The organism is Exiguobacterium sp. KRL4, assembly GCF_001870785.1.
GTDB lineage: Bacteria > Bacillota > Bacilli > Exiguobacteriales > Exiguobacteriaceae > Exiguobacterium_A.
Genome location: NZ_MOLV01000011.1, coordinates 70,301 through 91,283, shown reverse-complemented (window position 1 = coordinate 91,283; position 20,983 = coordinate 70,301). Strand labels below are relative to the sequence as shown.

Annotated in this window: 22 protein-coding genes; 17 read left to right on the top strand and 5 right to left on the bottom strand. The window is 49.5% G+C overall.

Annotated features, from left to right (window positions below; all coding sequences use genetic code 11):
• Positions 1–5: 5 nt before the first annotated feature.
• From BLD48_RS09015 to BLD48_RS08995, 5 genes are all read right to left on the bottom strand, one after another.
• Positions 6–2,792, bottom strand: a complete 2,787-nt coding sequence (locus BLD48_RS09015; RefSeq protein WP_071499919.1) for a sensor domain-containing protein — start codon at positions 2,790–2,792, stop codon at positions 6–8.
• Between the two features lie 172 nt (positions 2,793–2,964).
• Positions 2,965–3,675 (bottom strand): trehalose operon repressor, encoded by a 711-nt coding sequence (gene treR, locus BLD48_RS09010; protein WP_201723144.1) that lies wholly within the window; start codon positions 3,673–3,675, stop codon positions 2,965–2,967.
• Between the two features lie 46 nt (positions 3,676–3,721).
• On the bottom strand, positions 3,722–4,684 hold the full coding sequence (locus BLD48_RS09005) for a hypothetical protein (protein WP_071499917.1): 963 nt from the start codon (positions 4,682–4,684) through the stop codon (positions 3,722–3,724).
• On the bottom strand, positions 4,677–5,543 hold the full coding sequence (locus tag BLD48_RS09000) for an ATP-binding cassette domain-containing protein (protein WP_071499916.1): 867 nt from the start codon (positions 5,541–5,543) through the stop codon (positions 4,677–4,679). The genes BLD48_RS09005 and BLD48_RS09000 overlap by 8 nt, the downstream gene beginning before the upstream one ends.
• Positions 5,537–5,905: a GntR family transcriptional regulator gene (locus BLD48_RS08995; protein ID WP_071499915.1), complete on the bottom strand. Its 369-nt coding sequence runs from the start codon at positions 5,903–5,905 to the stop codon at positions 5,537–5,539. The genes BLD48_RS09000 and BLD48_RS08995 overlap by 7 nt, the downstream gene beginning before the upstream one ends.
• Before the next feature lie 193 nt (positions 5,906–6,098).
• Here BLD48_RS08995 and prfA point away from each other — a divergent pair, with 193 nt between their 5' ends.
• From prfA to atpB, 17 genes are all read left to right on the top strand, one after another.
• Positions 6,099–7,157, top strand: coding sequence for a peptide chain release factor 1 (gene prfA / locus BLD48_RS08990; RefSeq protein WP_071499914.1), 1,059 nt, complete (start codon positions 6,099–6,101; stop codon positions 7,155–7,157).
• Positions 7,157–8,005, top strand: coding sequence for a peptide chain release factor N(5)-glutamine methyltransferase (gene prmC / locus BLD48_RS08985; RefSeq protein ID WP_071499913.1), 849 nt, complete (start codon positions 7,157–7,159; stop codon positions 8,003–8,005). The genes prfA and prmC overlap by 1 nt, the downstream gene beginning before the upstream one ends.
• The gene (locus BLD48_RS08980) at positions 8,002–9,000 is read left to right on the top strand and encodes an L-threonylcarbamoyladenylate synthase (protein ID WP_071499912.1); all 999 of its coding nucleotides are present in this window, start codon (positions 8,002–8,004) and stop codon (positions 8,998–9,000) included. Before prmC ends, BLD48_RS08980 begins: the two co-directional genes overlap by 4 nt.
• A gap of 17 nt (positions 9,001–9,017) precedes the next feature.
• A complete protein-coding gene (locus BLD48_RS08975; RefSeq protein ID WP_012371560.1) occupies positions 9,018–9,533 on the top strand; it encodes a low molecular weight protein arginine phosphatase in 516 nt (171 codons plus the stop codon).
• A 6-nt stretch (positions 9,534–9,539) separates the two neighbouring features.
• Entirely contained in the window at positions 9,540–9,980 is a 441-nt protein-coding gene (rpiB, locus tag BLD48_RS08970; RefSeq protein ID WP_071499911.1) for a ribose 5-phosphate isomerase B, read from the top strand.
• A complete protein-coding gene (locus BLD48_RS08965; RefSeq protein ID WP_071499910.1) occupies positions 9,981–10,520 on the top strand; it encodes a TIGR01440 family protein in 540 nt (179 codons plus the stop codon).
• 110 nt (positions 10,521–10,630) lie between these two features.
• On the top strand, positions 10,631–11,890 hold the full coding sequence (locus BLD48_RS08960; protein ID WP_071499909.1) for a serine hydroxymethyltransferase: 1,260 nt from the start codon (positions 10,631–10,633) through the stop codon (positions 11,888–11,890).
• A 99-nt stretch (positions 11,891–11,989) separates the two neighbouring features.
• The gene (locus BLD48_RS08955) at positions 11,990–12,658 is read left to right on the top strand and encodes a response regulator transcription factor (protein WP_071499908.1); all 669 of its coding nucleotides are present in this window, start codon (positions 11,990–11,992) and stop codon (positions 12,656–12,658) included.
• Positions 12,655–14,025, top strand: a complete 1,371-nt coding sequence (locus BLD48_RS08950; protein WP_071499907.1) for a sensor histidine kinase — start codon at positions 12,655–12,657, stop codon at positions 14,023–14,025. Before BLD48_RS08955 ends, BLD48_RS08950 begins: the two co-directional genes overlap by 4 nt.
• A gap of 70 nt (positions 14,026–14,095) precedes the next feature.
• Positions 14,096–15,127, top strand: a complete 1,032-nt coding sequence (locus BLD48_RS08945) for an ABC transporter permease (RefSeq protein WP_071499906.1) — start codon at positions 14,096–14,098, stop codon at positions 15,125–15,127.
• On the top strand, positions 15,124–15,768 hold the full coding sequence (locus BLD48_RS08940) for an ABC transporter ATP-binding protein (protein ID WP_071499905.1): 645 nt from the start codon (positions 15,124–15,126) through the stop codon (positions 15,766–15,768). The genes BLD48_RS08945 and BLD48_RS08940 overlap by 4 nt, the downstream gene beginning before the upstream one ends.
• A gap of 106 nt (positions 15,769–15,874) precedes the next feature.
• Entirely contained in the window at positions 15,875–16,852 is a 978-nt protein-coding gene (locus BLD48_RS08935; RefSeq protein ID WP_071499904.1) for a hypothetical protein, read from the top strand.
• 76 nt (positions 16,853–16,928) lie between these two features.
• Complete coding sequence (upp, locus tag BLD48_RS08930; RefSeq protein ID WP_012371551.1) at positions 16,929–17,558, top strand: uracil phosphoribosyltransferase; 630 nt, start codon at positions 16,929–16,931, stop codon at positions 17,556–17,558.
• A gap of 132 nt (positions 17,559–17,690) precedes the next feature.
• Positions 17,691–18,824 (top strand): non-hydrolyzing UDP-N-acetylglucosamine 2-epimerase, encoded by a 1,134-nt coding sequence (wecB, locus tag BLD48_RS08925; protein ID WP_071499903.1) that lies wholly within the window; start codon positions 17,691–17,693, stop codon positions 18,822–18,824.
• A gap of 780 nt (positions 18,825–19,604) precedes the next feature.
• Positions 19,605–19,823 carry an AtpZ/AtpI family protein gene (locus BLD48_RS08920; protein WP_014971404.1) on the top strand — a complete coding sequence of 73 codons (219 nt, stop codon included), beginning with the start codon at positions 19,605–19,607 and terminating at the stop codon, positions 19,821–19,823.
• The gene (locus BLD48_RS08915) at positions 19,820–20,206 is read left to right on the top strand and encodes an ATP synthase subunit I (protein WP_071499902.1); all 387 of its coding nucleotides are present in this window, start codon (positions 19,820–19,822) and stop codon (positions 20,204–20,206) included. The genes BLD48_RS08920 and BLD48_RS08915 overlap by 4 nt, the downstream gene beginning before the upstream one ends.
• 8 nt (positions 20,207–20,214) lie before the next feature.
• Positions 20,215–20,958 (top strand): F0F1 ATP synthase subunit A, encoded by a 744-nt coding sequence (atpB, locus tag BLD48_RS08910; protein WP_071499901.1) that lies wholly within the window; start codon positions 20,215–20,217, stop codon positions 20,956–20,958.
• Positions 20,959–20,983: the final 25 nt, after the last annotated feature.

Below are 20,983 nucleotides of genomic sequence, written 5' to 3'. Positions count from 1 at the left end.
AACGATTAAGAGGACTGCAGTGCTTGAAAGACAAGGTGGGATTGGGTCAAATCGAGATACTGGCATTCGTACTCCATCAAGCCGTTATCAAGTTCAACCGTTTGAATCGGTCGGACCGGAATCGGCTGTTGGTTTAAAATTAAAACGAGTTCAATGCCTTCGTGGACGGGAAGGTGCAACGTCGAATAAAAGAAGACACTGTGCATCGTTCCTTTCGAGACGGAGATGTCCGTCCGGCCTACGGTGATGTCTTGTCCGTTTAAGCGTTGGATCGTGATGGACGCATCGATCGTCCGATTGTTCGTGGCGATCGTCATCGCCTCCGTCGCACGGATTTGCCGTGCTTGCATCGTCCGTTCGAAATCGGCTTTCGGTAACGGTTTACTGAACAAGTAACCTTGGATCGTCGTGCATTGTAACTGCCGGAGGAAGTGCAGTTGTTCCATCGTTTCGACACCTTCTGCGACGACATCCATCCCGAATTCCTTTGCCATGAAGAGGATACTGCGGACGACGGACTGGGTTTTCTTGTCTTGAATGAGCGTCGTTGCGAACTGACGATCGATTTTGATCGTATCAATCGGGTATTGTTGCAGATAAGAAATCGATGAATACCCTTTTCCGAAATCATCCAAAGCAATTTTGATGCCCATCTGACTGAGTGTCTGAAGCGATTGATGGATTTTACTGTTGTCGAACAAGACATCGGTTTCGAGAATCTCGATTTCGAGCATGCTCGGGGAAACCCCAAACCGATTAAGCGTTTCCTGGCAAGTCTCGGCGAAGTTTCCGTGAATCAATCGTTTCGGTGAGACATTGATCGAAATCGGGACAATCGGCAGACCGGTCAAAATCCATTGATTGATGTTCCGGCACGTTTCCTCGAGCACCCAGTCGGCAATCAAGATATGCATTTCGCTTTCTTCTGATAGCGAGATAAAGTCGTTGGGCGGAATCCGGCCCCATACGGGATGCTGCCAGCGGATCAATGCTTCCGCACCGATGATCGTCCCGGACCAGGCGTTGACCTTTGGTTGGTACTCGAGAAACAGCTCGTTTCGTCGAATCGAGGTCCGAATACTTTTCTGAAGCTGATGGCGGCGATATGTCTCGATATTGAAGGTCGACGAATAGACACTGTAGTCATTTGCCCGTGCCCGTCCGAGCGCGATGCTCGCTGCCTTGACGAGTTCCTCCGCTGAATCGGCATCTTCCGGGAAGCGGCTGACGCCGATAGCGATCGACGGATACCATTCGTACGAATCGATGATGATTTTTTGTTTGGATAGTTCGAGTAACTGCTCACAAATCTTGTTGATGGAACATTCCGCGACGACGTTCGGAAAGAGGATGATGTACTCATCACCATAGAGATGACCGAAGTAAGAAGCGGTCGGTAGATGATATAACAATTGTGTCGCTGTTTTCGACAACCACTTATCACCGATCGAATATCCGAAATCATGGTTGATGTCCTGGAGGGTGTTATAGCTGACCGTCAGGACACTGAATGTCGGATACGTCGCGATCCATTGCGTCATCTGCTCGAGGACGAGGGTACGGTTCGGCAGTCCGGTCACCCGGTCGTGCATCGCGAGCTGAAAGATTTTTTCTTCTTGTTGTTTTAACTGAGTGATGTCTTGGATGACACTTTGAAAGGCAAATACCGCACCACTCGGATTGCTGATCGGTGTCCGATTTTCCAAAATCCAGTGAATCGCACCATCATGCTGAATGCGGTAAGAGACTTCCGTTTCATGATGAGCAAGGATCCGTTGGTAACTCGCTTCGACTTTCGATCGGTCTTCCGCCAGAATCAATCCGTTTTCCCAGATGCCATCCACTTGTTCGTGTCGGTGCAGTAACCCGTCGAAGATGTTTTCAAATCCCCGGGTATGAAAATCAATTTTGTGTTGTGTGATGTCATAACGATAGATGGCACTCGTCGAAACTTGTTGGAACGTCAAAAATTTTTCTTTTTCCGCATGAAGTTGCTTGTCCAACGATTTATGATCGGACAAGTTATAGAGGACATATGTCAACTCCGCCTGAGGATGATGTTCCGCTTGGTGGAAAGCGCAGCGGCAAAAAACATCCTGATAACCATACTGTGAATGAAGCAGACGGGTTTCGATATCCAGTGACGACAAGCAGCGATTGGTTTTCAACAAATCCAGATACTCACGGAACTCCTGCTGGTCGGCAGGATGAATCCGCTGTAACAAGTCTTGGTTCGACAATGTTTTGAGCTGCTCCGGATGCAATCCAAATAGTTCGGCGAAGGACTCGGACGAGCGGACCAATTGCCCTTCTTCGCTGAAGGTGGCGAGGGCGATTCCAGGTAACGTCTCGACCAACTGTTGATCAAACTGGATCGCATCCATCTGTTGTTTCATCAATCGGCTCGTCGTTAAATCCCTAGCAATTCCATAAGCACCAACAATCAATCCGTTTGCAAAAATCGGAATGTTGACGATCATCAGCTCCAGATACTGTCCTTTCGAATGCCGGATCCGTGCTGTATACGTTTCGCTTTTTCCTTGCATGACCTGTTGGAAATGGTACACCGTACTATCTTGATCGTCCGGATGGACAAAGTGTTTAAAATGGTTCGTTAAAACCTGTCTCGTATAGCCCAGTAACAGGGACGTTTTATCGTTTAGACGCGTGACACGTCCTAATACATCAAGGGTATAAATCGCATCTGGATGGTTTTCCACAAAATGTTCATCAATGACGGATACATCCTGACCACGTTTTAGTAGGGCGTGTAGTCCTTTCTTCAATGGCAACAGCAAAACCTCCAGTTAAAAAATATCAAAATAAACCTAAAAATTGGTTCGTATTTTTATAATATAACATCGAAATGGGAGAATGAACGATTCGTTTTTAAAAAAAGGGGAGAACGGAATTCGAGTTCCGTTCTCCCCTTTTCATCTAAGGATAATCTTACAGTTTGAGCCATCAACGCCGCGCGATGTCGGTGAATTGGAATTTATCAAGCCGGTGACGCGACTGCGTCCTCTCGAAATGTTGCCCTTCGTAATAATACGTATCGTTCGTGATGACGATGACATGCGTCGTCCCTTCAAGATCGAGGTGCTGTTGATCATCGATCGTTGCCGGTTGCGCCTCGATTTTCCGTTTCGCATAACTGATTTGCCGGCCTAACGTCTGTTCGATGTAAGCGTAAATCGATCCGCCGGCAATGTCTGTGGTCAGACCGGGAACAAGTGACGTCACGAACAGGTTGATGTCGTAGATGACCCGCTCTCCGTCAATCGTCCGGACGCGTTTGACTTCTGTCAGAGGTGTCCCGGGTGCGACATGAAACTGGTAGGCCAGTTCAGCGTTCGCTTCGATCGTCGTACAGGAGATGACATCGGTTTTGACGTCATGTTGTCCCATTTGACGGTGGGCTTCAGAAAAGCTGACGATGCCGTTGAACTGAAAGGCGATCGCGTCTTGACTAAGGACGAACACCCCTTTGCCTTGGTGTTTGCGGACAAAACCTTTTTCTTGCAGAGCATCGATGGCCTTTCGGACTGTCCCGCGACTGGCTTCGAATTCCTGCATCAACTCCGTTTCAGACGGCAGTTTTGTGTCGGCAGGTAACGTGCCGTCTTGAATCCGGCTGACGAGTTGGTGATAGATGTGTAGATATTTTGGCATCATACATTCCGTCCTTTATCCAAGAGTTTGGGCATAGTGTAGCACGGAATCAACGTTTCCACCCAATCATCCGGCGGTAGGAGCTGAATGCCGGCCAAGCAAGAATCGCGACGGCAAGCCAGTATAGAAATTGATTTTCAGACGAGATGATGCCGATGACGGCAGCGAGTAAAATCGTCGTATAGACGGAGAACACGATGATCAGGAACGGATGGATCTTCGGGAAGACGGTGAAACGACCAAGCCGTTCATTTTCGCTCCGTACATACAAGAGACTGCCGAAGCTGACTAAAATCACAAGTAACACGGCATGAAACAAGAGGGCACCCGTTAGTTGCTCACCTTGGAACAACAACGTGAACGGTGAAGCGATCGTCATCAAGACATCAAACAAGGAAGCACCTTCTTCAGTCTGCCCTAGCCCAAGCGTCATGACCGCCATGATGGCGAAAAACGTTAGGTAGTTCAAGAACAGGAAAAAGAGTCCGAGCAACAATTGTCCGATGACATCGCCGGCAATCGTTCCTGCCAACAAAAAGATGCTGAAGACGACGAGATCAAACAAGAAGTACGACATGAAGTCGAAAGCCAGATCAGCTAACGTCACATAATCAAACGGATGGATACCGCCGAGACCTTGTAAAATGAGCCAACTGACGAAAAAACCAAGCAATGGAAGAACCAATAAGACAACGACACCAAGTCCCCATTTGACCCAGTAGAGGTTTCTTTTCTTAAAAGGCAAGGCGTGGAGCATCAAGCTCCGGCCACTGCCACGTTCTTGTCCGAGCATCAGGATTGCGAAGACGGCGATCAAAATCGCACCGAATCCGGCAAAGCTTGGGCTGACGAGGACGGACTGGATGATTTTTGCCTCAGCTCCGCCATACGTATCGAAGTTATCGATGACCGTATAGCTGCCGAACGCGTAACTGAAGACGGCGAGCAGGAAAAATGAAGCGAGTGGCCAGATGCCTTGTTTGATATGATACCGAATCAACTGTTTATACATGATGATCGCCTCCGAACGTGCCTAAAAAATAATCTTCCATTTGAACCGGTAACATGTCTTTAAGTAAGGGGTACGTTTGTTCGACATACTGGGCGCCTGCTTCCGAGCGGACAATCAGTGTGACGACCCGTCCTGTTTGCGATAAGACATGGACATCATTATGTTGGAATTCAGGAACGATTTCGTAAGCGAGTTGCCACTTTTGCATACTCGATTTCGCATCTTCCAGTAATTTTGGTTCTTTGACGAGGTGTTGTTCGATCGTCATCACTCGGTCCGCGAGTGAGTCCAGTTCCTCGAGTTGATGCGAAGCGATCAAGACGGCTGTCTGGCGTTCCGCGAGCAAGGCGACCAGTTGTTTGAGGTAATCCCGTTTATTGATCCGGTCGAGACCGTCCGTCGGCTCATCGAGCAACAAGACGGGAGCATTCGTCGCAAAAGCCAGCTGAAGTAAAAACAGTTGTGCTTGTCCTTTTGAGAGCGACGTCACACGACGTCCACGATCTAGATTCGACGACCGGCAATAGTTTTCGATATAGGTCCGTTCGAAGTTCGGATAAAAGGCTTGATAAAATTCCATCAGTTCGCCGAGTGTCATCTGACGGTAGACACTGACGGAGTCCGGAACTAAAAACAGATGTTGCCGGGTAGCCGGAACATGGTGGATCGACTGCTGGTTCCATTCGACCTTCCCGCGTGACGGCTCGAGCGATCCGACCAGTGTCTTGAGCAACGTCGTCTTCCCGGCGCCATTGCGTCCGATCAATGCCGTGATCGTTCCGGCGGGTAATGTAAACGATGCATTCTCATAAATCATCTTGGAATCAATCTGTTTGGTCAGGTGAGACACGGTCAACATGATAAATCCTCCCTTGTCTGAATCAGTAATTGATACAGGTCGTCGTTTGATATCGATAGTTCGTCAGCGACGGTACACAGTGTCACGATATGACTCTGGATTGCTGCGTGTTTGACCTGTTCGAGCGGTAGGTCAGAGATAAAGGATCCTTTGCCGCGCATCGTGACGATGAAGTTGCAGCTCTCGAGTTCCTGATAGGCGCGCGAGACCGTGTTCGGATTGACGAGTAAGTTACTCGCGAGTTCGCGGACAGACGGCATCTGTTCGCCGGACCGGAGCAGACCACGGGCAATCGCACGGATGATTTGGGCGACCAGCTGCTCATAGATCGGCAATGAACTTTTGGGATCGACCGTAAACATTCAATTACCTCCTTAAGTGTATTAATTCAATTAGTACACTAATTATAGGAAGTTTCCTTTAGTAAGTCAATAGAGGGGGATGAGGCTCATATCAAGGTAAGTTTAATGAAGAAGAAACGGTTCTTCTGCGCAACGTTCTCATAAATATTTGCTATACTGACGACAGAAGAACCAGCAGGAAGGATGACCGATAATGTTAGAACGATTGAGCGCTTTGGAAGATCGATATGAAAAATTAAATGACCTGTTGGCTGACCCAGCCATCATTAAAGATACAAATCAATTGCGTGAGGTGTCAAAAGAACAATCACAGCTGGCACCGACCGTCGAAGTCTACCGGGTCTACCGCGACAAGATGGAAGCGTACCAAGAGGCGCGTCACATGCTGACGGACCCCGAGATGCGCGATCTCGCGAAAGAAGAGGTTTCGATCCTCGAGCCGGAAATCAAGGAACTCGAGACGAAGCTGAAGGCACTACTGTTACCAAAAGATCCGAACGATGATAAAAACGTCATCGTCGAAATCCGTGGTGCAGCGGGTGGAGACGAAGCGGCGTTGTTTGCCGGTGACTTGTTTAAGATGTATTCGAAGTTCGCGGAAAAACAAAACTGGAAGATTGAGATCATCGACGCCAGTTATACGGAACTTGGCGGCTACAAGGAAATCATCTTTATCGTCAAAGGAACGGGTGCGTATTCGAAGCTAAAGTATGAGAACGGGGCGCACCGGGTTCAGCGTGTCCCGTCAACCGAGTCGGGCGGACGGATTCATACCTCGACCGCAACGGTTGCTGTCTTGCCGGAAGCAGAAGACGTCGAAGTCGAGATTCACGACAAGGATGTCCGCGTCGATACATTCACGTCAAGCGGTCCGGGCGGACAGTCGGTTAATACAACCCAGTCCGCCGTCCGTGTCACGCACGTACCGACGGGAATCGTCGCCAGCTGTCAGGATGAAAAATCACAAATCAAAAATAAAGAAAAAGCGATGAAGGTCTTACGGGCCCGCGTCTACGATAAGATTCAACGCGAGCAACAGGCCGAGTACGACGAAAAACGGAAATCGGCGGTTGGAACAGGCGACCGTTCGGAACGGATCCGGACGTATAACTTTGCGCAAAACCGGGTGACGGATCACCGGATCGGTCTGACGATCCAGAAGCTCGACCGGATTCTGCAAGGCGAGATGGATGAAGTCATCGACACGCTCGTCATGGAGTACCAGGCGCGGGCATCGGAGGCGGCAAACTGATGCGGATCGCAAAACGTCTCAATCAGGCACAAACGATGCTCGTGACGGCAGGACGCGAGGCCTCGAGTGCCGAATGGTTACTTATGCACGTTTTACAGGTCGACCGGACCGGATTGTTGATCCGCTTGTCGGACGAACTTCAGCCGGAACAGGACCTGTTGTTCAGCGAATATTTACTGGCCCATTTAAATGGTGTCCCGGTCCAGCATTTGATCGGATACCAGCCGTTTTACGGACGCGACTTCCGCGTTTCCCCCGCTGTTTTGATTCCGCGGCCGGAGACGGAAGAATTGATTGAATTCGTGACGGGACGCCTGCAAGGGGAATCGTTTCAAGCAGGGGAAATCGTCGATATCGGGACCGGAAGCGGAGCGATTTGTCTGACGCTTGCGCTTGAACTCGGACAACCCGTCACGACGGTCGATATTTCAGCGGACGCCATCGCTGTCGCAAAAGAAAACCAACAGGCACTTGGCGGAGAGGTCACCTTTTTAGAAGGAGATTTACTCGCACCGCTTGCTGACCGATCAGTCCGGGTGTTGGTCTCGAATCCTCCTTATATTGAAGAAGATGAATTACTCAGTGATGTCGTGTTTGACCATGAGCCCCACCTCGCCTTGTTTGGAGGGAAAGATGGCTTAGTATTTTATCGCCGATTGATTGAGGACAGCAGCCGGGTCTTACGCGACGATTTTCGACTGATTGCGTTTGAAATCGGACACAATCAAGGCAATGAAGTGCAAATGATGTTAAAAAAACGTTATCCAACTGTAGAAACGGGTATTTTAAAAGATATAAACGGTAAAGACCGTATCGTGTATGCGGAACGAAAGGATTGTACGGAGTGAAGACGGAAATGATTCAGCAAGAGACGTTAAATGAAGCGGTACGACTGTTACTGGAAGGAGAGGTCGTCGCGATTCCGACCGAGACCGTCTATGGTCTGGCGGGAGACGCAACGAATCAAACGGCCGTTCGGCGAATTTTCGCCGCGAAGGGTCGACCTTCCGACAATCCGTTGATTGTCCATGTCGCATCCATCGAACAGGCAAAGCAGTTCGTCACTCATATTCCGGATGTCGCGACCCAGTTGATGGATACGTTTTGGCCGGGTGCCTTGACGATCATTTTGGATTCAAACGGGCGCGCGTCCTCACTCGTCACCGCAGGACTGGATACGATCGGATTACGGATGCCGGACCACCCGCTCGCGCTTCAATTGATCGAAGCGACCGGACTGGGTCTAGCCGCACCGAGTGCCAACCGATCCGGTAAACCCTCACCGACGTCATCTGCGCACGTCGCACATGACCTCTCGGGACGCATCGCTGCAATCGTCGATGGTGGGGAGACCGGGATTGGTGTAGAATCGACGGTCATCGACTGTACAGCGAACCCGCCGGTGATTTTACGACCGGGTGGTGTGACACGCGAACAGATTGAAGCGGTGATCGGCACGGTGGCACTTGATCCTGCCTTATCGATGAAGAATCAGACACCGAAGGCACCAGGCATGAAGTACACGCACTACGCACCGGAAGCGACATTGTCCGTCGTAGTGGGCGACCTCTCATTCCTGCAACAACTCATCGATGAAGCACGCCAAACTGGACAAAAGACAGGCGTCATTCTCTTTGACGGAGAAGACATCGAAGCCGATGTCCGTTGTTTCCTCGGTTCAACGATGGAAACGGCAGCGCAACGTCTTTACGATTGTTTACGGCGATTTGATCAGACGACGGTAGATCAGATTTTTGTACGAGACCTATCAGAAGAAGGGGTTGGGCTAGCAGTCCGAAATCGGCTCCACAAGGCAGCAGGTGGTCGGATCATTCGCCCGTAAAGAAGGAGGATACTGAGATGAGCACACGTCGTGTATTGTTTATCTGTACAGGAAACACATGCCGAAGCCCGATGGCGATGGCGTTACTTCGTTCAAAAGTCGCTGATCAAGAATTTGATGTCCGTTCGGCTGGATTACGTTCGATGCAAGGATTCGATGCTTCTGAAAACGCGTTGCAGGTCTTGCGCGAACGAGGGATCGAACTCGAACATTATACGCAAGTGTTTGACGACGTCCTCGGACGTTGGTCGGATATCATCTTGACGATGACGCGGAGTCATAAACAAGAAGTCGGCGAACGGTACCCGGAACTGAAGGACCGGACGTTTACGCTCTATGAATATGTGACGGGACTTGAACGGGACATCAACGATCCATACGGTGGATCGATGAACGTCTACCGGCAGGTCCGAAATGAACTCGAACCCCTCGTCAACCGTCTTGTGTTAAAATTGACGCAGAACGGAAACGGAAGAAAAGCACCGGACAACCGGAAACTTCCGAAAAAACAACCTAAACAAACGGGGGAATAGTTAACGATGAATGTAGCAATTGGAGCAGACCATGGTGGCTTTAAGCTGAAAGCAGAACTGACTGAACTCTTACAGGAACTTGGAATGGATTATACCGACTTCGGCACGTATTCATCCGACTCGATCGATTATCCGGACGTCGCGATTCCGGTCGCGGAAGCGGTCGCAAACGGTGAGTTTGACCGCGGAATCTTGATTTGCGGGACCGGAATCGGAATCGGAATTGCTGCAAATAAAGTCAAAGGTATTCGGGCAGCGCTTGTCCACGATACGTTCAGCGCAAAAGCGACACGTCAGCACAACAACTCGAATATCTTGACGATGGGCGAACGCGTCATCGGACCGGGTCTTGCGCGTGATATCGCGAAGATTTGGCTTGAGACCGAGTTTGAAGGTGGACGTCACGAAAACCGTGTCTGCAAAATCTCGGATTATGAGGTGAAGTAAATGGATATAGAACAAATCAAACAAGATCTCGAAGCTTCGTTGACCGAGCTGAATGAGCGCTTCCCTTTAAAAGGAAAGTTGCTTGTGATTGGTTGCTCGACCAGTGAAGTCATCGGCAAACAAATCGGTAAGGCAGGATCACCCGAAGTCGCGGAAGCATTGTTTGACGTGTTCGACGCGTTCCGTCGTTCGCATCAAGTCGATCTTGCGTTTCAAGGGTGCGAGCACATCAACCGTGCCTTGACACTCGAGCGGCAGATCGTCGAACGTCTAGGACTTGAAGCCGTGACGGTCGTCCCCGTACCGGAAGCTGGTGGCTCGATGGCAAGTGTCGCTTATCAACGGTTTTCCGCTCCGGTCGTCGTCGAAGCGATTCAGGCGGATGCCGGGATCGATATCGGCGATACGTTCATCGGGATGCATTTGAAACAAGTTGCCATCCCAGTTCGTCTGCCGCACCGTGAAATCGGTGAAGCGCACGTGACGGCCGCCGTCACACGACCAAAACTGATTGGTGGCGCTCGCGCTAAATACGAATGATTTGCGCAAGGGGTTGCATTCCCCTTGCTTTTTTAATGTGTTTTTAGAGGATGCGCGTGATCAATTATTCGTGTTAAGATAGCTGTATCGAAATGAATGGGGGAATTCAGATGGAACAAACACCGCTTACGTATCTGAAACAGCAAGATGAGGAACTCTTTTCAGCCATGCGCAAGGAACTGGGACGTCAACGCGATAATATCGAATTGATCGCTTCAGAAAACTTTGTCTCACAAGCTGTCATGGAAGCTCAAGGTAGCATGCTGACGAACAAATACGCAGAAGGTTACCCGGGTCGTCGTTATTATGGAGGTTGTGAGTTCGTTGATTTGGCTGAAAACTTAGCGCGCGATCGGGCGAAGGCGATTTTCGGAGCTGAGCATGCCAACGTGCAACCGCACTCTGGTGCACAAGCGAACATGGCTGTCTACTTCACGATTCTTGATCAAGGTGATACCGTCCTCGGGATGAACCTGTCACACGGTGGTCACCTGACACACGGCAGTCCTGTGAATTTCTCCGGTGTTCAATACAACTTCGTCGAGTACGGCGTCGATCCAGAAACAGAGATGATCGATTACGATGTCGTCGCGAAGCTTGCGGAAGAACACAAACCTAAACTGATTGTTGCGGGAGCATCGGCTTATCCGCGCGTCATCGACTTCAAACGATTCCGTGAAATTGCGGACAGTGTTGGTGCCTACTTGATGGTCGACATGGCCCACATTGCGGGACTCGTCGCAGCAGGCGTGCACCCGAACCCGGTCGAACATGCGCATTTCGTCACGACGACGACGCACAAGACACTTCGTGGACCGCGCGGCGGAATGATTCTTTGTAAAGAGGAACATGCCAAAGCAATCGACAAATCGATTTTCCCAGGGATCCAAGGTGGACCGCTGATGCACGTCATCGCAGCGAAAGCCGTAGCGTTTGCAGAAGCACTGGCACCTGACTTCAAGGACTACATCAACCAAGTCGTTACGAACGCAAAAGTCCTCGGTGAAGAGTTGACGGCACGTGGTCTGCGGATCGTCTCGGGCGGTACGGACAATCATCTGCTTCTTGTTGACCTGCAACCACTTGGGATCACAGGGAAGCTAGCGGAACATGCCCTCGACGAAGCCGGCATCACGGTCAATAAAAATACGATTCCGTTTGATCCGGCAAGCCCGTTCGTCACAAGCGGCATCCGGATCGGAACGGCGGCAATGACGTCACGCGGTTTCAAAGAAGCCGAGATGAAACAAATCGCAGAACTCATTGAACTCGTTCTGAAAAATCCAGAAGATCCAGAAACACTGACAAGTGCCCACAAGCAAGTCCTGGCCTTGACAGGTCGTTTCCCGCTTTACCCGGAACGCGGTTAAGTTTCGGACGCATCAGGACCACCTCTACCTTTTCGATCGATGAGAAGTGCGGGGTGGTTTTTCTGATGGCATGAACCAGACACGAAAGGAGTGAGCACAGTGGAGATTTTAGTAGTAGAGGACGATTTGAACATCCAGCGGCTTGTCCGCGAGACACTCGAAGCAGACGGACACCGGGTCCGAGCGACCGCAGACGGCAACGAAGCGGCGCGTTGGATTGACGGGCAGGTATTTGAAGCCGCAGTGCTCGATGTGATGGTCCCGGGACGAAGCGGCTTTGAATTATGCGCCCTGTTGCGGGCGAATCAGGAAATTCCGATTTTGATGCTGACGGCACTCGGCGAGCTGACTGATAAACGCTATGGTTTTACGGCGGGAGCGGATGATTACATCACGAAACCGTTTGATCCGGAAGAATTGGTATTTCGTCTGCATGCCGTCGCGCGGCGTTATCAAAAAGCCGTTGTACCGGTCATACGGTTTGGTGACGTCACGATCGATAAACGGAGTCAACAACTGACGATTGGGACGACCTGCTTAACGATTCCCCGACGTGAGTTTGATTTGTTACACCAGTTAGCCAGTTTTCCGGGACGGGTTTTCAGCCGCGAGGAATTGATCGAACACGTCTGGGGACTTGATTTCATGGGTGACGACCGGACGATCGACGTCCACATCAAACGACTGCGCAGTCGCCTGGAAGGAACGGACGCGATTGAGATCCGGACCGTCCGTGGACTCGGCTACCGATTGGAGACCCAGTCATGAAATCGTTATATACGAAGATTGTTGGTCTCGTTTGCCTCGTCTTGCTCGGATCAGCGTTGATTGCCTTATTGATCAGTAATCTGTTTTATTACACCGTCTTACAAGCTTCTTATAGTAAAAAGGTCGAAGAGGCGGTTCAGACGTCTTTTGCCTATTATGAACAACATGGGGACCAACAGATCGACTCGTTTTACGAAATGCTCAGTGCGACCGGCTTTCAATTATATGTCGTCTCGGAAGTAGGAGAAATCGAGCGCTACGGCAATCCGTTTCGGGATGAGACGATCGCACCTGACATCGTCCAGATGGTTCGGGACGGGCAAGTCTATCAAGGCATGCGGGATTATCCGTTCCATCTGTTTTTACTTGGTCTATTTGATAATGAAGTCATCAATACGTACGGCGCGTCCTTACAAACGGACACGGGAACGGATGCTGTCTTCATCCGACCTGATTTAAGCCGGCAGATTCGTGAGTTGCATTTGTTCGTCGGTGCCTTTCTCGCGTTACTCGTCCTGATCAGTTTTCTGCTGCTTGTCTTTTCAATTCGTTATCTCGTCCGTCCGATCAAACGATTGACGAAAGCGACGGAACAGATGACGACGGGAGATTATTCCGTCACGGTCGCGACGACGGGGCAGGATGAAATCGGGGAACTGTCGCGTCGGTTTGACGAGATGGCGCAAGCTGTCGCAAAATCCGATGCGGAACGAAAAACGTTTGTCGCGAATGTCTCCCACGAATTCCAATCCCCGCTGACGACGATCAAAGGCTACGCCGGACAGCTGGAGCAGACGGCGAAACCGGACGACCAGGCGAAGCTTGTGACGATTGGACAGGAGGCAACGCGGATGGCGGAACTGACACGGCAATTGTTGGTGCTCGCCCGACTCGACGAAGGACGACAGATGACACGGCATCCGATTGAGCTCGGTCAGGCGATTCAGTCGACGTTGCAGACACTCAGCTATCAACTGGACGAACAAGGAATTGCCGTCGCCCTGACCGTGCCGGACAAGACGATGATTTTCGCAAACGAGCTGGCGCTGGAACAGATTTTCCACAATCTCATCCGGAATGCACTTCATGTCTCGACAGACGGACAGTTGATTTCGATTCAAGCCGAGACAGATGGAAAGACAGTCATGGTGCGGATCAGTGACGAAGGACCAGGAATGACGGATGAGATGATCGAACATGCCTTCGAACGATTTTATCAGGGAGACGCCTCGCGTGGGGCGGCCGGGACGGGACTGGGTCTTGCAATCGTTCAGGAAACGATCCATCAACTCGGTGGGACGGTCCGGATCGAGTCGCAACTTGGAATCGGAACGACGTTTCTCTTAACTTTTCCCCGAGCCGAGTAACTTGTTCATGTTCCGTTCATCTTCAGCCTCTAAGATAAGACTTGTAATGAACAAGCAGGAGGGATAACAGATGAAGATGGGGTGGCGTGAATTAATTCGGATGAAACAACGGTTCACCTTGATGGCAATCGTGACGACCTTGATCGTCTTATTAATTTTAATGATTTCCGGTCTTGCGGACGGACTGGCGTATGATAACGGGGCCGTCGTCCGAAACTTACCGGTCGAACAGATGGCGCTCAGTCAAGACGCCGAAGGACAACTGACACGATCGTTTTTAGATCAAGCCGATCAGCCGTCCGGGACGGAAGCGTTAGGGGTCCAAAGTATGGTCCTTGAGAAAAAGAATGGCACAAAAGATGATGTGACAGTTTTTGCCTCTCCAGCTGATACGACATATGGACCAAGCCAATTGTCGGAATTGAAGACGGGACAAGTCTTGGTCGATACGGAGTATGCAAAACAAAGCGGAACAAAAGTCGGTGATACCATCACGGACTTCCGGACAAAAACGACGTTTGAAATCGTCGGGACGGTCAGCGATGGACGGTATAGCCATGCACCGGTTCTTTGGACGACACTAAATACGTGGAACACGTGGCAGGACAAGATGAAGACAAGTTATGTGTCAGCGTTCCTCAGTCAGGATCCGATCAAGACGGATCTTGCGACGTATACGAAAAAACAAATCGTCAAACAAGTACCGGGTTATGCGGCAGAACAAAATTCATTCCAAATGATGCGGATTGCCCTCGTCTTGATTGGTTCCCTGATTTTGACCGCCTTTTTCTACATCCTGACGATGCAGAAGATGAAACAGCTTGGCATCTTAAAAGCGATTGGAATCCGGACACGAACGATCGGACAAGGACTCGTCTTACAAGTATTCCTCTTGACGGTAGTCTCGTTTTTGATCAGTTTACTTTTGACATGGACGATTGGTCAGCTCTTACCGGGCAGCCTACCGTTCCGATTTGAATGGATGACGAGTTTCGGATATGGCGGGTTGATTGTGCTGACAGCGATGCTTGGGAGTCTGATTCCATTGCGCGCCTTGAAAAAACTGGAGCCGGCTGATGCGATGGGAGGAATGACGGGATGATTAAGATGACGCAGGTCGAGCAAACGTATGGAGCGATGAAGGTCTTGCAGGATGTTTCATTTGAAGCTGAGACAGGTGAGCTGATTGCCCTCGTCGGACCGAGTGGAAGTGGAAAAAGTACGTTACTTCAATTGCTTGGTCTACTGCAGACGCCTTCAAGTGGTGTGATTCAGTTCGATGGAAGTCCGCTCAGTGATACATCGGACGAGGGACGACGTCAGATGCGACTCGAAGAAATCGGCTTCATCTTCCAAGAGTCACACCTCGTTCCGTTTCTGACGGCAGCGGAACAACTGGAGCTCGTGGCGGAAGAAGCGGGACGAACAATTGATGCTGCTGCCCAGTTGGATGTCTTCGGCTTACGTGACAGACGAGATCACTTACCGCACGCCTTATCGGGTGGGGAACGGCAACGGGTGGCAATTGCCCGCGCCCTCGTCAACGATCCGCGTCTCGTCTTAGCGGACGAACCGACGGCGAGCCTCGATTATCAGAACGCGCAACAAGTAATGGAACTGTTACGCAAGCAAGCACATGAGTACGGGAAGACCGTCATCGTCATCACCCATGATGAACGGATGCTGACGTATTGTGACCGTGTCTTACGGATGGAAGATGGACAGATTCAAGAAATCAATTAAAACAGGATACTGCTCTGACTTTTGTTTTCGCACTAAAAATAAAAGTTGGAGCAGTATTTTTGATATACTGAACTGAACACGAATAATCTAAGGGTGGATTTAAACCATGGACTTATCTAAATTCATACAGTCGGAACTAGAGACGATTAATACTGCACAAATTACGAAATGGCTGGAAGATAAAAGTTTATCGAAACGTGATTATAAACGCCTGGTTGAAGATTTTAAAGCAATTGTCATCATGGAACAAGCAGGTTTTTATGAACAGGCCGATGCACGATTCATGCAATGGAAAAACCTGCCGTTACCGGCAGAAATCTACCGTTATCGATTAGCGATCGCAGGGAAAATCGGTGGGAAACGATTAATCCGCAAACGCTTCTCGACCTTTCCTGCTGCTGTACAAAACCATCCGCAACTGAAGCCATGGAAAAAAAATCTTCATTCCAATCCGTTGTGGTTAGGTGGAATCGTCGTAGCCGGTCTATTAGTAGTCGGAATTACGCAGGTTGATTTTTCCAAGGAAGCTACGCCGGAAAAAGTTTCGGAACAAACGAACGTCGAACAAAAGCTTGCGTCTTTAGAAAAAGAAGTCGAACAGCTGAAGCAAAAAAATGAGAAGCTGACGACGTCTGAAGAAAAAAAGACGGAAACAAAAAAGCCAAAAGCCGACCAATCGAAAGAGAAGGAAACAGAGGAGCCACAGGCGTCAACGAAGGACCCTGAGCAAGCCCTTAAAGAGGCGGTCTCTTCCGTTCAGTCCAAAGAGTATAAAACGGCGAACCAACTATTGACCGGAAATGTCCTGACGAATAAAGAGACAGCCGGTATGGCGCGTTTCTATAAGTTGATCGCAGCCGGAAAGCTGAAGGAAACAAAACAAAGTGACTACATAGCCTATCGGAATGATTTTCCGGAATCCGGTTACATGAGTGATGTCTTATGGATGCAGGCTGTTTACGAACAAAAAAATAAAGTCGGGAACTACAAAACGACGTTACAGGAATTAGCGAAACAACCAGACAACGAATGGTCTTATGCTGCGAAGGCAATCCTGGAAGGGAAGAGTACGCTAGGAGATTGATTCGAAGAAAACAGTTCCCAAGCGGTCGCTTTTTAGAGTACAATGCGAAAAGAGAATGGAGAGGAGATGCAAAACAATGAGTAAAGTACATGTATTTGATCACCCATTGATTCAGCACAAGATGACGATCATGCGTAAAGTCGAAACAGGAACGAAACAATTCCGGGAGCTTGTCGACGAAGTGGCTTCATTGATGGCATATGAACTCACGCGTGACCTTCCACTTACCGACGTTGAAATCGAGACACCGGTCACGAAAACGACGCAAAAGATGATCGAGGGCAAGAAACTGGGGATCGTTCCAATCCTGCGTGCCGGTCTCGGGATGGTCGACGGAATGCTTCGGATGATGCCGAACGTCAAAGTAGGGCATATCGGTCTTTACCGTGATCCGGAAACACTTGAGCCGACAGAATACTATCTCAAATTACCGACAGACGTCGCAGAACGTGATTTCGTCGTCGTCGATCCAATGCTTGCGACAGGCGGTTCTGCTGCTGACGCAATCTCCTCTTTAAAGAAACAAGGCGCACAAAGCATTAAGCTCGCGTGCCTCTGTGCAGCACCTGAAGGCGTCAAACGGATTCAGGAAGAGCATCCGGATGTCGATATCTATCTTGCGGCACTCGATGAGAAATTAAATGACCATGGTTACATCGTTCCTGGACTTGGGGATGCGGGTGACCGTCTGTTTGGTACGAAGTAACGGACAGATCGTGAGACGCTTCCTGCGAAGGGAGCGTCTTTTTTTCGTTTTCAGTGAGAAGACAAACGGGAACTGCGCGTCCGATGGGGAATATGTTTTAATAAGAAAAGAAGTAAAAAGGAGGAAGTTTGTATGCCCATCAAAGTCATGCCGATCTTCGGCACACGACCGGAAGCGATCAAGATGGCACCACTCGTCAATGTTTTAAAACAAAATCCTGCGTTTGACGTCCATGTCACGATCACAGCCCAACACCGGGAGATGCTCGATCAAGTATTGGAGCTGTTCGAAATTACGCCCGATCACGACTTGAACATCATGAAAGCGCGGCAGACCTTGGTCGACATCACGACGCGAGGTCTGGAAGGGCTCGACGCCGTCATGAAGGAAGTAAAACCTGATCTTGTCTTGGTCCATGGCGATACGACAACGACGTTTGTCGGAAGCCTCGCTGCCTACTACAACCAGATTGCAGTCGGTCATGTCGAAGCCGGGCTTCGTACATATGACAAGTACTCACCGTTCCCGGAAGAAGTAAACCGGCAGTTGACATCGGCTTTAGCCGACCTGCATTTTGCACCGACCGAGCAGGCGGCAGCGAACCTTGCGTCGGAAAACAGACACGCAGGCGTTTTCGTGACGGGGAACACGGCAATCGATGCGCTGCAAACGACGGTCCAACCGGATTACGTCCATCCTGTTCTCGAACAAATTGGTCAAAAACGACTCGTCCTGATGACGGCCCACCGGCGTGAAAATCTCGGTACGAAGATGCATCAAATGTTCCGGGCCATTCGACGTCTCGTCGATGACCACCCGGATATCCATATCGTCTATCCGGTCCATTTGAATCCTGTCGTCCAGGAAGCGGCGAATGATGTTTTTGGAGGACACGACCGCATCACCTTGATTCCACCGCTTGACGTCTTCGACTTCCATAACTTTGCCAGCCGTGCGCACCTCATTCTGACTGATTCCGGCGGTGTCCAGGAGGAAGCTCCGTCACTCGGCGTTCCCGTCCTTGTCCTTCGCGATACGACGGAACGTCCGGAAGGCGTCAAAGCAGGAACGCTTAAGCTTGCCGGAACGGACGAAGAAACGATCTATCGTATGGCGAGTGAGTTGCTTGACGATGAACAAGCCCATGCGAAGATGGCACAAGCGTCGAATCCGTATGGAGACGGTCATGCTTCAGAACGAATTGCAGCAGCGATTTTGCAACATTTTAATCAAGGACCGGTAGTAGAACCGTTTCGGGCAAACTAATTGGTGACACGAGTTATTTTTCATGAACGTTCATGACAGGTGAATCACTCGATGTTCTGATCTTGATTCAGTGATGGAAGCAGGATGATTTTGACCGATGCGACTGCGCTCGACTCCTACGGGAAAAGGAAGCGGAACGCTTCCGGCAGGGACAGGCAAGACCCGGTCATCGAAAAGATGACCGCGACTTGCGTTTTGCCCGAGGAAAGCGAGATGAGAAAGCGAGGTCAAGTCACTCACTTATAGAAATGAATATATGGTTTTTGTTAAAAATAGCTGACATATGACCTCGAAACGAGAAAACGACCGATGACATTTTACGCTGTGACAAGACACACACGAGACGAATTGGAAATCGTCCGTTTGCTTTGTTACAAACAGATGTCAGAGGGGTTTTTCTGTCTCAAAACGAAAGCGTTTACAATTGTGAATAAAAATTGTTTTTTCACAAAATCGACACAAATCAAATTTAGACGACTTGTTTCTCATTCCGAAACACGATATAACGTTACTGTTCAATGGTTTTGTTCACCTAGTGAACCATCTCGCTAAACGTTGATAGTACTACATATTTTCTTCACATCTTCGTGAAAAGAGTGGCACGGGATAGCTCTGTGAAAACCTTATCAATTGTTGATATACAATGGTTTTGACGCTCCATTTTAATTGTGAATTCATTTGACTATGAAATGGTTCTCATTGTATTCTTGACTAGTATGAAAATCCGCAAATTGTGGGAAAGAAAAAGAGCTCACAACTGGGAAAAGGGGGTCGTCTCTAGTGCGCCAAAAAGGGCTCGCGACGAGTATGGTCATGGCCTCGCAAATTTCGACGGCACTTGCCGCACCAATCGTCATCGGCTTTCTTGTTGGGAACTATGGGGAACAGCAGGACTGGTGGCAAAAGATGGGCGCGACGTTTTCAGTGTTCATCGGGATTTTCATCGGCATTCTCTGCATGATCGCAATGATCAGGCACTTGTTAGGAGACAAGACATGAACATCATCCTTCAAGATGCGTTGTATCGTGCGTACTTAAGATGGTTTGGACTCTATTTTGGAATCCTTGCCGTCCTGTTACTTGTCGGTTATCCGAGTGATCCGGTGATTTATGGGCTGGCACTAGGTGGGGCAGGTAGCTTCATGATTTTGACGCTTCAGCGATTAAGCGTCGATCGAATGTATCGTGTAATCGAGCGTGGGCGTAAGCCGATGTCTCGAGGGACCGTATCACGCATGGCGGTCGCGGTACTCTGTGTGATGATCGGTTTGAAGTATGAAACCGAATTGTCATTAACTGCGGTGGTAATAGGCCTTCTCGCCGGCCACGTCATACAATTTTGTGAGTTTTTCACTCACGAACTTAAGCGGGAAAAGAGGTGAATAGTCAAATGAACCACGAAATGCCACTTTACGAAATCCCACTCTGGGGCGACTTCGTTCTGTACGGTAGTTGGACAAACTTGATCACAGTGCTGATTGCAGCTGCTCTCGTTTTCCTGATTGCCGTGGCCGGTACGCGACGTCTTGCGATGAAGCCAACCGGTTTTCAAAACACGCTGGAGTTTTTCCTCGAATTCGTTCGCGGAATCATCAGCAGTACGATGGACTGGAAAACAGGGGGTCGCTTCCTAACTTTCGGAATGACACTGTTCCTATTCATCATCGTGTCCAACTTAATGGGTCTTCCCTTTAACGTTGTGACGGGTCACTACATTTGGTTCAACTCACCAACTGCGGATCCGTACGTGACACTTGCACTTTCATCTTTAGTAGTGGTCATGAGCCATTATTATGGTGTGAAAATGCGCGGCTTCGGTGCTTATGCAAAAACGTTTATGACGCCGATGTTCATTATTACCATCATCGAGGAGTTCGCAAATACGTTGACACTTGGTCTTCGTCTTTACGGTAACATCTTCGCGGGTGAGATCATGATTGGTATCATTCTCTCGATCGGTATCGTCTCTGGAACGAACGATTTCCAATTCTTCGGACCAGTAGGTGTCATCCTGTCAGCGATTCCAATGATTATCTGGCAAGGATTCTCGCTCTTCATCGGAGCAATCCAAGCGTATATCTTCCTTATCTTAACGATGGTTTACATCGGGCATAAGGCAGCGCACGACCATTAATTCGAAGGTAAAGCATCTGCTTTTC

Coding starts and splice junctions, on each gene's coding strand:
- treR (WP_201723144.1), bottom strand. CDS start 3,675: ATGATGCCAAAATATCTACACATCTATCACCAACTCGTCAGCCGGATT.
- BLD48_RS09005 (WP_071499917.1), bottom strand. CDS start 4,684: ATGTATAAACAGTTGATTCGGTATCATATCAAACAAGGCATCTGGCCA.
- BLD48_RS09000 (WP_071499916.1), bottom strand. CDS start 5,543: ATGTTGACCGTGTCTCACCTGACCAAACAGATTGATTCCAAGATGATT.
- BLD48_RS08995 (WP_071499915.1), bottom strand. CDS start 5,905: ATGTTTACGGTCGATCCCAAAAGTTCATTGCCGATCTATGAGCAGCTG.
- prfA (WP_071499914.1), top strand. CDS start 6,099: ATGTTAGAACGATTGAGCGCTTTGGAAGATCGATATGAAAAATTAAAT.
- prmC (WP_071499913.1), top strand. CDS start 7,157: ATGCGGATCGCAAAACGTCTCAATCAGGCACAAACGATGCTCGTGACG.
- BLD48_RS08975 (WP_012371560.1), top strand. CDS start 9,018: ATGAGCACACGTCGTGTATTGTTTATCTGTACAGGAAACACATGCCGA.
- rpiB (WP_071499911.1), top strand. CDS start 9,540: ATGAATGTAGCAATTGGAGCAGACCATGGTGGCTTTAAGCTGAAAGCA.
- BLD48_RS08965 (WP_071499910.1), top strand. CDS start 9,981: ATGGATATAGAACAAATCAAACAAGATCTCGAAGCTTCGTTGACCGAG.
- BLD48_RS08960 (WP_071499909.1), top strand. CDS start 10,631: ATGGAACAAACACCGCTTACGTATCTGAAACAGCAAGATGAGGAACTC.
- BLD48_RS08950 (WP_071499907.1), top strand. CDS start 12,655: ATGAAATCGTTATATACGAAGATTGTTGGTCTCGTTTGCCTCGTCTTG.
- BLD48_RS08945 (WP_071499906.1), top strand. CDS start 14,096: ATGAAGATGGGGTGGCGTGAATTAATTCGGATGAAACAACGGTTCACC.
- BLD48_RS08940 (WP_071499905.1), top strand. CDS start 15,124: ATGATTAAGATGACGCAGGTCGAGCAAACGTATGGAGCGATGAAGGTC.
- BLD48_RS08935 (WP_071499904.1), top strand. CDS start 15,875: ATGGACTTATCTAAATTCATACAGTCGGAACTAGAGACGATTAATACT.
- upp (WP_012371551.1), top strand. CDS start 16,929: ATGAGTAAAGTACATGTATTTGATCACCCATTGATTCAGCACAAGATG.
- wecB (WP_071499903.1), top strand. CDS start 17,691: ATGCCCATCAAAGTCATGCCGATCTTCGGCACACGACCGGAAGCGATC.
- BLD48_RS08915 (WP_071499902.1), top strand. CDS start 19,820: ATGAACATCATCCTTCAAGATGCGTTGTATCGTGCGTACTTAAGATGG.
- atpB (WP_071499901.1), top strand. CDS start 20,215: ATGAACCACGAAATGCCACTTTACGAAATCCCACTCTGGGGCGACTTC.